The organism is Bacillus sp. C30 (assembly GCF_040838255.1).
GTDB classification, from domain to species: Bacteria; Bacillota; Bacilli; order Bacillales; family Bacillaceae_G; genus Bacillus_A; species Bacillus_A mycoides.
The window spans coordinates 21,147-31,722 of the sequence record NZ_JBFPJH010000019.1; the positions used below are offsets into that span (position 1 = coordinate 21,147).

At 38.2% G+C, this 10,576-nt stretch carries 11 protein-coding genes; 3 read left to right on the forward strand and 8 right to left on the reverse strand.

Going from position 1 to position 10,576, the window contains the following annotated elements:
* Nucleotides 1-140 precede the first annotated feature (140 nt).
* The gene (locus AB3X49_RS04320) at nucleotides 141-1,124 is read left to right on the forward strand and encodes a M23 family metallopeptidase (protein ID WP_367960657.1); all 984 of its coding nucleotides are present in this window, start codon (nucleotides 141-143) and stop codon (nucleotides 1,122-1,124) included.
* Nucleotides 1,125-1,181: 57 nt separating this feature from the next.
* Here AB3X49_RS04320 and yunB read toward each other — a convergent pair whose 3' ends face one another.
* The 3 genes from yunB to AB3X49_RS04335 form a co-directional block, all read right to left on the reverse strand.
* Complete coding sequence (yunB, locus tag AB3X49_RS04325) at nucleotides 1,182-1,913, reverse strand: sporulation protein YunB (RefSeq protein WP_002129745.1); 732 nt, start codon at nucleotides 1,911-1,913, stop codon at nucleotides 1,182-1,184.
* Between the two features lie 55 nt (nucleotides 1,914-1,968).
* Complete coding sequence (locus tag AB3X49_RS04330; RefSeq protein WP_002015926.1) at nucleotides 1,969-2,271, reverse strand: YunC family protein; 303 nt, start codon at nucleotides 2,269-2,271, stop codon at nucleotides 1,969-1,971.
* Nucleotides 2,272-2,336: 65 nt separating this feature from the next.
* The gene (locus tag AB3X49_RS04335) at nucleotides 2,337-3,752 is read right to left on the reverse strand and encodes a bifunctional metallophosphatase/5'-nucleotidase (RefSeq protein ID WP_350219316.1); all 1,416 of its coding nucleotides are present in this window, start codon (nucleotides 3,750-3,752) and stop codon (nucleotides 2,337-2,339) included.
* Between the two features lie 347 nt (nucleotides 3,753-4,099).
* On the opposite strand from AB3X49_RS04335, the gene AB3X49_RS04340 reads away from it, so the two are divergent.
* Both AB3X49_RS04340 and AB3X49_RS04345 read left to right on the forward strand, forming a co-directional pair.
* Nucleotides 4,100-4,429 (forward strand): PadR family transcriptional regulator, encoded by a 330-nt coding sequence (locus tag AB3X49_RS04340; protein WP_016121000.1) that lies wholly within the window; start codon nucleotides 4,100-4,102, stop codon nucleotides 4,427-4,429.
* Nucleotides 4,429-5,175: a VanZ family protein gene (locus AB3X49_RS04345; RefSeq protein ID WP_367960660.1), complete on the forward strand. Its 747-nt coding sequence runs from the start codon at nucleotides 4,429-4,431 to the stop codon at nucleotides 5,173-5,175. The genes AB3X49_RS04340 and AB3X49_RS04345 overlap by 1 nt, the downstream gene beginning before the upstream one ends.
* Nucleotides 5,176-5,307: 132 nt before the next feature.
* Here the strand turns inward: AB3X49_RS04345 and sufB are convergent, their stop codons facing one another.
* From sufB to sufC, 5 genes are read right to left on the reverse strand one after another with little or no spacing between them, the layout of a single operon-like run.
* The gene (gene sufB / locus AB3X49_RS04350) at nucleotides 5,308-6,705 is read right to left on the reverse strand and encodes a Fe-S cluster assembly protein SufB (RefSeq protein ID WP_002015928.1); all 1,398 of its coding nucleotides are present in this window, start codon (nucleotides 6,703-6,705) and stop codon (nucleotides 5,308-5,310) included.
* A gap of 48 nt (nucleotides 6,706-6,753) precedes the next feature.
* Nucleotides 6,754-7,185 carry a Fe-S cluster assembly sulfur transfer protein SufU gene (gene sufU, locus AB3X49_RS04355; protein WP_002089369.1) on the reverse strand — a complete coding sequence of 144 codons (432 nt, stop codon included), beginning with the start codon at nucleotides 7,183-7,185 and terminating at the stop codon, nucleotides 6,754-6,756.
* Nucleotides 7,175-8,395 carry a cysteine desulfurase SufS gene (sufS, locus tag AB3X49_RS04360; protein ID WP_002015930.1) on the reverse strand — a complete coding sequence of 407 codons (1,221 nt, stop codon included), beginning with the start codon at nucleotides 8,393-8,395 and terminating at the stop codon, nucleotides 7,175-7,177. The genes sufU and sufS overlap by 11 nt, the downstream gene beginning before the upstream one ends.
* The gene (gene sufD, locus AB3X49_RS04365; protein ID WP_002089372.1) at nucleotides 8,395-9,687 is read right to left on the reverse strand and encodes a Fe-S cluster assembly protein SufD; all 1,293 of its coding nucleotides are present in this window, start codon (nucleotides 9,685-9,687) and stop codon (nucleotides 8,395-8,397) included. The genes sufS and sufD overlap by 1 nt, the downstream gene beginning before the upstream one ends.
* Before the next feature lie 15 nt (nucleotides 9,688-9,702).
* Complete coding sequence (sufC, locus tag AB3X49_RS04370; protein ID WP_002034576.1) at nucleotides 9,703-10,488, reverse strand: Fe-S cluster assembly ATPase SufC; 786 nt, start codon at nucleotides 10,486-10,488, stop codon at nucleotides 9,703-9,705.
* Nucleotides 10,489-10,576: the final 88 nt, after the last annotated feature.

Here is a 10,576-nt window from a genome sequence, read left to right on the forward strand (position 1 = left end):
CAATGTAACATATCTATTCTAACGTATGAAAGCGATTTGCTCAAATGAAGATTCTAAGATTTTTTCCAATCGTTCCCTATAATGAAATACTCCGTATATCCCACACTAAAAAGAGTGATGTTGTGAAAGGAGTCTATTTCATGCTTCGAAAAATTTCTCTTTTGCTTTCGATTTGCTTTCTTCTCCACCAAAACATCGCTTACGGTGAAGATAATCAGCAAAGCATATATGAAAAGCGCATGGCACTATATAAAGAAACTGAGCAATCTTCCGGTATTCCGTGGTATTACTTAGCCGCAATGGATCAATACGAAAGAAACATACGGAGTGTAAGAAAAGATATTCCGAAAAAACCAGATGCCATCATTTCCCTTTATTTCAAACCTGAAATATGGGCTGGACCTGTTAATAGTAATGATACTCTCCCCCATACAATTTCTCTATTTGGCGGAATGGGTTTAGATGGTGACAAAGATGGATTTGCAAATGCAAATAACGACCGTGATCTTCTGCATACAGCAGCAACCATTTTAAAGAAACAAGGAACGTCGGAAGAACGTATTAACATTATGCTTTGGGAATATTATAGACGTGCAAAAACGGTTGAATTAATTACAGAATACGCCCGAATTTATAAACATTATGGACGCATTAATTTAGAAGGTAATGCTTTCCCTCTCCCGATTCGCAGTGACCATAGCTATCGTAGTACTTTCGGTGCTGGTAGAAGCTTTGGCGGCAGGAGGATTCATGAAGGAACCGATATTTTTGCTGGATATGGCGTACCAGTACGATCAACTTGCTATGGCGTTATTGAAACAAAAGGATGGAATCGCCTTGGTGGATGGCGCATTGGTATTCGTGACCTTCATAATAATTACCACTATTACGCTCATTTAGGCGGGTTCTCTAAAGAAATACAGCTCGGACAAATTGTCGAGCCAGGAAAAGTAATCGGATTTGTCGGTAGTACCGGCTACGGTCCTCCTGGTACAGCTGGAAAGTTCCCGCCTCACTTACATTTCGGCATGTATAAAGACAATGGCTATACAGAATGGGCTTTCGATCCATACATGCATTTAAGCCTTTGGGAACGAAAAGAACGAGCAAATACAAAACGATAACCGTAGCAAATTGCTACGGTTATTTTTTATAAATATAAATCAATAGAACACTACTGACTAATTATCCGTTTTCTTTTTATCTGGTACAACAACTCCGCCACTTCCGTAATAAGTAGGCACTTCACCTTGAACGATGCGCGTCGCAATCGGAATGTTTTGCTTCACTTTAATTTCTTTCGTGCGTAACGGAATCATAACTTGTAACGTCACTTCCACTTCCATAATAATTTTGATCGCTGTATTATTAATTCCTTGCGGCTCAACTAATTGTTTAATATCCGTATTCACATGACCAATTGGCGTAAAATTAATCGGAATATCCGGTCCTATATTACCAAGAAGTGCATTATCAGTTATACGCCCAAAAGGAACTGACATAGATACCCCATTCTCTTCAAAAATACCAAGTGCTTTCGTATCCCCTTTTTCTACTTGTTGTAAATATTTTTCTATGTATGCAGTAGTCGATGTTAATATTTCATTTACTTGTTTTGTATTTAAATCAATTGTAGATACTTTCCCGTTCCTATCCGTTTGTACTTTCATTAATGAATCTACATCAAACCCTTCATTAATTCGGTCTTTTACCGCTTTCGTCATAACTGCTGTTGCCATTTTATGAGTCTCTGTTTCCCCATATTTAATTAACGTTGGCTGAATACTTTTATTTACAATCCATAAACCTTGAACTACCATTACGATAAAAATAATAAATGAAATAAGCAGTATATACCGAAAGGAAATCGGTCCCCTTCGAAACCGCGAATTTTTCGAACGAAATATTCCCATAAGAAAACCCTCCTTCTTATATTATTTCTATGCAAGAAAGAGGGACGATATATGCTTATCTCATTTTTAATAGTGCATCTTTTCCGATTGTGCCTACCGGAATACCTAAAGCTTCGGCTCCAGTCGTTACTGATTCCAGCGGTGCTTCAAGAAGTTGTTCAATCGTTCTTACACCAACCGCACGGCCAGCAATAATTCCTCGATCACCTAACTTCTCATTTAGAAGACCTACATCTAAAGCACCGCACATAATATATCCTTTATCGCTCATTACAGCTAGCAAATTTGTCTTTGGAAGTTTTACGCTAACAGCAATGAACGTATAGTTATCAATTATAATTGGCTCTACATTAACCATAGTTCACACTCCTCTCTTTCTTATCTTTATGACAAGAGAAAAATGAGTGTTACAAGTTAACTAGCCTATAGTTTGACTGAAGATGTATAAGTTATCAACATGTCTGTTAGTACATCTCTAAGCAATTCCGGCATATAATATTGTTTGTCAGAAAGTGTGGATAGCTCTGGGTATAAGTATCCGAATGTAAACATATCAATCGTTCCTACCGTATATATCCGGTCTAATTCCAGCGATTCGCCGTTAATCAATACATCTTCTAGTAAAATTTTATTCCCTGGAATCGTATCTGGAATCACTTCCAAACCATCGTAAATCATTTTCCCCATTACTTTTCCACGAAATCCGAATCCTTTCACCTCTAGATTTTCCATATTCGGACGGCGCGCTTTCAAAATAACTTCTCTTAACGTTTTCCCTGGTACTTTTAATAGACATGGATTAATTGGATGTGGACAAATCCGATGAATATCTCCGCGCGTCACAACACCTTCATTTAATCCCTCAAGAAGTACACCAGCATTCACCATCCCAACATCCGCATTACACCACTCTTTAAGTGCACTTGCCAACATATGAGAAAACGTCGTCTCCTTAAACCAATCAACCGGCAATGATTCTTTTAAATGAACGACAGGCTCAGCCATTATCTGTTTACTTTCTTCCTTTAGCATTTCAATTGTGGATAACGGCTCGCTATAAGCACCTAACCGTTCTGTCTTAATCGCTCTACCGTCTTTTTTCAACAGTCTCTTCGTCTCTTTATCCACAGTAAGCTGAACGTGACCAACGTAATGTCCCCACTTTTCACAACAGCAAAGCAAAGTATTATCCACAAGAACACCGCGCTCAAATAAATGATGCGTATGTGCCCCTAAAATAACATCTATATCATAATGCTCCGCCATATACTCATCCATACTTTTTCCAAGATGAGAAAGCACAACAGTAATATGAGCTGTATCCTTAACTTCTTCTAAAATAGACTCTAAATGAATGATTGGATCTTCAATATGCCAATCTAACATATGATAAAACTCTGGATAAGCTACCGTTAATCCAATAAAGGCAATCGTAATCCCATCTGTCGTTGTATGTAATTTATAAGGCTTCGCCCACGCTGGACGTACACCTTCTTTTTCAAATAAGTTCGCTACAAGCACCTCAAAACCAGCATCATCATATAGACGATTCAAATGCTCTTTCGCCAATGTAATTCCTTCATTATTTCCGATTGTTACATAATCATATAACGCCTCATTTAATAATTTTGTATTCCCAAGTCCATTTGTCGCTTCCGAAATACTATGAAAACGATCCACATGATCGCCAATATCCACAGTTAAAACAGTCTCTCCCGCTTCCTGTCTTCGCCTTTTCTCCCCTTGTACAAACCGAGAAATTTGCGGCCAATTTTCAAAATGACTATGTATATCGTTTGTATGATAAAGGTGGATGATTGTTTCTTTATTTATATTCAGAGAAAAAACCTCCTCTCAGTTCCTTACTGCCATTTACGCTATACGTACGCAATAATCCTGTAAATACTTTTCGTCTTTTCTTGCTATTTTACATTGTACTCGCATTATAAGAAAAAGCCAAAGATTGCCCTTTTAATATGGAAAAATTTATTTTTTCTAATCTGTGGATTAGTTGGAGGAGGATTTTCTTTGTAGTCGGTGGGGGGGACCTATTTGTCAGGAAGTTTGTTGGACGGATTGGCGAAGAGCTTTTTGCTGCCTCCTAGATGGAGTATTACCCTACACATATACCTTGTAACACGACATATGTCGTGTTACAATCTCATCATAAGGTGGTGAACCATAAAATGGATAAAGAGATATTAAAAGGAAGTATTGATATTTTACTTCTCTCCATCATTAAACAGCACGATACGTACGGATATGAAATTATTCAAAGGCTAAAAGAAAACAGCAATGATCTATACACAATGAGCCAAGGTACACTCTATCCAGCACTCAAACGTTTGGAACAAAAGGATTTAATAAATTCATACTGGGGTGAATCTGAAACTGGTATGAAACGAAAATTTTATCGCATTACTACGAACGGAAAGAAAATTTTAGAAGAAAAACTAACAGCATGGGATTCAGTTACAACTCTTATTAAAACTTGTCAGAAAGGAGCTTTAAATTAATGACGATTGAAGAATACATAAAGAGTATCGTTCAAAAAACAAACCTATCCCAATCTGATAAAGACGAACTATACTTCGAAATTTACGATCATCTTACAAGTTTAAAACAAGAATTTCTCGATCAAGGAAAATCTGAAGAAGAAGCTACTACATTAGCCATTCAAAACTTCGGAGAAGCCTCTACTTTAGGAACTGAAATTGAAAAAGCGATGCAATCTTCTACGAAAAAGTATGTACAGTGGATTGGTTGGGGATTATTTTTACCGTATTCATTTGTTTTATTATTTAAACTGTTGCTCGGGAGGCCAGCTTTTTACTTTGGTAATCTGAAGTACTTCTTTGAAACAGGTGACTGGCATTCTATACACGGTGGGTTAATAAACTTAGTTCCTTTCAGAAGTACAATCCGCTATTTAAGTGGATTCGATCTAACACATCTACTAGATCCTTATAATATAGACATCGTACTTATGAATACATTAGGAAACGTCCTCATATTTATCCCATTCGGATTCCTACTACCTTTATTATTTAAACAAATTAACAATGTAAAAATGGCGTCTAAAATTTTCATTAAGTTTATTTTATTAATTGAATCGTTACAACTCCTTACTTTTACTGGTGTTTTTGATATTGATGACATCATATTGAATATGCTAGGTGCTTTAATTGGATATGGTTCTTTCATTGGGATGAAACATATTTGGGAGCGTATTAAATCTGTGGATAAGGTGGATACGATTTAGGTTCGAGGGTATCCCAGCCTGCCCTGAACCCAGCACAACATAAAAAAGCGCCCTGCTGTGCAGGGCGCTTTCTTCATACATATATTATCCAGTTCCAGCGGCTAGAATGTTCGGTGGCTTCCACTTTAAATATTAACCAATAGAACCTTCCATCTCAAACTTGATTAGACGGTTCATTTCAACTGCGTATTCCATTGGAAGTTCGCGAGTGAATGGCTCGATGAAGCCCATTACGATCATTTCTGTAGCTTCTTGCTCAGAAATACCGCGGCTCATTAGGTAGAATAATTGTTCTTCTGATACTTTAGATACTTTCGCTTCGTGCTCAAGTGAAACGTAATCGTTTTTGATTTCGTTGTAAGGAATTGTATCAGATGTAGATTGGTTATCCATGATTAACGTGTCACACTCGATGTTAGAGCGAGAGTTTTTCGCTTTTGGTCCGAATTGTACGATACCACGGTAAGTTACTTTACCACCATGCTTCGCAATCGATTTAGAAACGATTGTTGAAGACGTGTTTGGTGCTAAGTGAATCATTTTCGCACCAGCATCTTGGTGTTGGCCTTTACCAGCAATCGCGATAGATAATGTTAAACCACGAGCGCCTTCGCCTTTTAAGATAACTGCTGGGTATTTCATCGTTAATTTAGATCCGATGTTACCGTCAATCCATTCCATCGTTGCGTTTTCTTCACAAACCGCACGTTTTGTAACTAGGTTGTATACGTTGTTCGCCCAGTTTTGGATTGTTGTATAACGGCAATATGCATCTTTTTTAATGATGATTTCTACTACCGCACTATGAAGTGAGTTAGTCGTGTAAACAGGTGCTGTACAACCTTCTACGTAGTGTACGTGTGCGCCTTCGTCTACGATGATAAGCGTACGCTCGAATTGTCCCATATTTTCAGAGTTAATACGGAAATACGCTTGAAGTGGTGTATCAACTTTAATACCTTTTGGAACGTAGATGAATGATCCACCAGACCAAACTGCAGAGTTTAATGCAGAGAATTTGTTGTCTGTTGGTGGGATTACTTTTCCGAAATGCTCACGGAAAATATCTTCGTTCTCTTTTAATGCGCTATCTGTATCTTTGAATACGACTCCTAGATCTTCTAGGTCTTCTTTCATGTTGTGGTATACAACTTCAGATTCGTACTGTGCAGATACACCAGCTAAATATTTTTGCTCAGCTTCAGGAATACCTAATTTATCAAATGTCGCTTTAATTTCCTCAGGTACTTCATCCCAAGACTTCTCAGATTTCTCAGATGGTTTTACGTAGTACGTAATTTCATCGAAATCTAAGTCGTTTAAGTCGCCGCCCCATTGTGGCATTGGCATTTCATAGAACTTATCCAGTGATTTTAAACGGAAGTCTAACATCCACTGTGGTTCTTCTTTCATACGTGAAATCTCTTCAACGATTTCTTTTGTTAAACCGCGTCCAGCACGGAAAATCGAAACGTCTTTATCCTTGAAACCATATTTATAATCGCCGATATCTGGCAGTTGCTTCGCCATGTTGGTGTGTCCCTCCTTATATAACCTCGTTTTTAGGAACCTTTAACATTACTTATCTTCGTTTAAGCCCTTTTCTAACGCTTTCCACGCTAATGTTGCACATTTAATACGTGCCGGGAACTTGCATACGCCTTGTAATGCTTCAATATCTCCTAAATCAATGCTGTCATCATACTCTTTTCCTAACATCATGTCAGAGAAAATTTTAGAAAGCTTAAGGGCCTCTTCAATTTTCTTTCCTTTTACTGCTTGTGTCATCATTGAAGCTGAAGACATTGAAATTGAACATCCTTCGCCTTCAAACTTCGCTTCTTGTACAATACCCTCTTCTACTTTCATCGTAAGTTGAATACGATCGCCACAAGTTGGATTGTTCAAGTTAACGGTAACACTATCTTCTAACACGCCATGGTTACGAGGATTTTTATAATGATCCATAATAACTTGACGATATAACGTATCTAAATTATTAAATGACATTTGTGAAATACTCCTTTGTCTTGATTAGTGATTCAACAAATGTATCAATTTCTTCTTTTGTATTATATAAATAGAAGCTCGCACGTGCTGTAGAAGAAGCTTTTAGCCACTTCATAAGCGGTTGTGCACAGTGATGTCCTGCGCGAACCGCAATGCCTTCTACATCTAATACAGTTGCTACATCGTGAGGATGTACGTCTTCAATATTAAATGTAACTAGACCAGCGCGATGCTTTGGACCATAAATTGTAACGCCATCTACTTCTGATAGTCTCTCTAAAGCGTATTGCGCTAATTCATGTTCATGCTTTTCAATATTATGAAGACCGATTTCTTCTAGGAAATCAATTGCCGCACCAAGTCCGATTGCATTACCGATAATCGGTGTACCTGCTTCGAACTTCCACGGAAGCTCTTTCCAAGTAGACTCTTGTAAGTCTACGAAATCAATCATTTCACCACCAAATTCAATTGGTTCCATATTGTTTAGCAATTCTTTCTTACCATATAATACGCCGACACCTGTTGGTCCGCACATCTTATGAGCAGATAATGCGTAGAAATCACAGTTTAAATCTTGTACATCCACTTTCATATGAGGTGCACTTTGTGCTCCATCAACGATCATGATTGCACCGTTTTCATGTGCGATTGCTCCGATTTCTTTTACAGGGTTAATCGTTCCAAGTACGTTAGAAACGTGCATGATAGAAACGATTTTTGTATTCGGTGTAACTGTTTGACGAACATCTTCTAAAGAAATTGTACCGTCTAGTTGAAGCGGAAGGTATTTTAAAGTTGCACCAGTTTTCTTCGCAACTTGTTGCCACGGAATGATGTTACTATGGTGCTCCATGTAAGAGATGACGATTTCATCGCCTTCTTTTACATTATCAAGGCCATAGCTAGCTGCTACTGTATTTAATGCAGTTGTCGTTCCGCGCGTGAAAATAATCTCTTCCATTGATTTCGCATTAATAAACTTGCGAACTTTCTCACGTGCACCTTCATACGCGTCGGTAGCTTTCGTACCGAGCGTATGAACACCGCGATGCACGTTAGAATTATATTCTTTATAATAACGTTCTAACGTTTCAATGACTTGAATTGGTTTTTGAGAAGTTGCTGCACTATCGAAATATACAAGTTGTTTGCCGTTCACTTTTTGATCAAGAATTGGAAACTGTTTGCGTATTTCATGAATATTCATTAGCGAACTTTCCTTTCAATTACCTCAACAAGCTGTGCCTTTACTCCTTCAATTGGAAGCTCATTTACTACAGGTGCTAAGAATCCATGGATGACTAAACGTTCTGCTTCGCGTTTTGGAATACCACGGCTCATCAAGTAGTATAATTGGTACGGATCTACGCGACCTACTGAAGCTGCGTGACCTGCCATTACATCATCTTCATCGATTAAAAGAATTGGGTTTGCATCACCGCGAGCTTTTTCATCTAACATAAGAACGCGAGAAGATTGTTGTGCATTTGATTTAGATGCACCGTGTTCAATCTTACCAATTCCGTTAAAGATAGATGTTGCACTATCTTTTTGTACACCGTGTTTTAAAATCCAACCTTCAGAGTGTTTACCGAAGTGAACAACTTTAGTTGTAAAGTTTTGTGTTTGGTTACCACGACCAATTGTTACTGTTTTTGTATCAGCATATGATCCGTCGCCCATTAAATTCGTAACGTTCTCTGAAATTGTGTTTCCGTCATTCATAAGGCCTAGAGCCCAATCAATGCGGCCGTCGCGTCCAACAATACCGCGGCGGTTAACGTAAGTTGTTACGTCTTTTGCTAATAGATCAACCGCACCGAATTTCACTTGTGCGCCTTGTTCCACGATTACTTCTGCTACGATATTTGCAATACCTTTAGCATTTTCATTTGCAACGTAGTTTTCTACATATGTTGCAGTACTGTTCGCATCAGCTACGAATAATACGTGGTTATATACGTTAGCTTCTTCGCCGTCTACTAAGAATACAGCTTGAAGTGGAGTTTCAAGAACAACGTTTTTCGGAACATATACGAATGCACCGCCGTTGATTAATGCAGCATGAAGTGCAGTTAGACGATGCTCGTCTACTTTCACGCCGTCTTTCATTAAGTACTTTTGTACTAATTCAGCATGCTCTGTTGCAGCTGTTACGATGTCTGTAAAAATAACACCTTTTTCTTTTGCTTCGTCTGCTAAAGAAACGAAAGCAGTTGTACCAGTACGTTGTACTAATACGCTGTTATTTTCATCGATTAAGTTTTTCACTGCTTCTGGAAGCTCTGTTAAAGAACTTACAGGCTCTTGCTTAGCAGCGTCGCCTTTTCCGATAAAGTCCCATTTTTCAATTTTCGTTTTATCAGGCGTTGGCATTGGAAGTTCAGTTGCTTGTGCAAGAGCTTGTAAGCGGAACTCAGTCAACCAAGCAGCTTCGTTTACTTCGCTTGCGCGCTGACGGATTGTTTCTTGATCGAAAGGTAATGTACCGATTGTCATGTTTATGCTCCTCTCTTACGCTTCTTGCTCTGCTGTTTCGTCTTCAATACCTAATTCTTTTTTAATCCAGTCGTAACCTTCAGCTTCTAGACGTTGTGCAAGCTCAGGGCCACCAGATTTAACGATACGACCGTTCATCATAACGTGAACGAAGTCTGGAGTGATGTAGTTTAATAAACGTTGGTAATGCGTAATCATTAGGCAACCGAACTCTTCGCCGCGCATTTGGTTAATACCTTTAGATACAACTTTTAATGCATCGATATCAAGACCTGAGTCGATTTCATCTAAGATTGCGATTTTTGGCTCAATCATCATTAATTGAAGAATTTCGTTACGTTTTTTCTCTCCACCAGAGAAACCTTCGTTTAAGTAACGTTGTGCCATTTCTGGATCCATTTCTAGGAATTCCATGTTTTTATCTAAAGTACGGATAAATTTCATAAGAGAAATTTCATCGCCTTCTTCACGACGTGCATTAATTGCAGAACGTAAGAAGTCCGCGTTTGTTACTCCGCTAATTTCACTTGGATATTGCATCGCTAAGAATAGACCTGCTAGCGCACGCTCATCTACTTCCATTTCTAATACATCTTCACCGTCGATGATGATGCTACCTTCTGTTACTTCATACTTTGGGTGACCCATAATCGCAGAAGATAAAGTTGATTTACCTGTTCCGTTAGGTCCCATAATTGCGTGGATTTCTCCACCTTTTACTTCAAGGTTTACACCTTTTAAAATTTCTTTGCCGTCGATTGATACGTGTAAGTCTTTAACCGTTAATGTAGAACCAGCCATCTCAATACCTCCATTAATCCTCTATATACATTTTAAAAATTACTAAAACGTTCATATTCTCATTTTATTCTCATTCTAATCTTATATC

Coding starts and splice junctions, on each gene's coding strand:
- yunB (WP_002129745.1), bottom strand. CDS start 1,913: ATGGGAATATTTCGTTCGAAAAATTCGCGGTTTCGAAGGGGACCGATT.
- AB3X49_RS04340 (WP_016121000.1), top strand. CDS start 4,100: ATGGATAAAGAGATATTAAAAGGAAGTATTGATATTTTACTTCTCTCC.
- sufD (WP_002089372.1), bottom strand. CDS start 9,687: ATGACAATCGGTACATTACCTTTCGATCAAGAAACAATCCGTCAGCGC.
- AB3X49_RS04320 (WP_367960657.1), top strand. CDS start 141: ATGCTTCGAAAAATTTCTCTTTTGCTTTCGATTTGCTTTCTTCTCCAC.
- AB3X49_RS04330 (WP_002015926.1), bottom strand. CDS start 2,271: ATGGTTAATGTAGAGCCAATTATAATTGATAACTATACGTTCATTGCT.
- sufB (WP_002015928.1), bottom strand. CDS start 6,705: ATGGCGAAGCAACTGCCAGATATCGGCGATTATAAATATGGTTTCAAG.
- AB3X49_RS04345 (WP_367960660.1), top strand. CDS start 4,429: ATGACGATTGAAGAATACATAAAGAGTATCGTTCAAAAAACAAACCTA.
- sufC (WP_002034576.1), bottom strand. CDS start 10,488: ATGGCTGGTTCTACATTAACGGTTAAAGACTTACACGTATCAATCGAC.
- sufS (WP_002015930.1), bottom strand. CDS start 8,395: ATGAATATTCATGAAATACGCAAACAGTTTCCAATTCTTGATCAAAAA.
- sufU (WP_002089369.1), bottom strand. CDS start 7,185: ATGTCATTTAATAATTTAGATACGTTATATCGTCAAGTTATTATGGAT.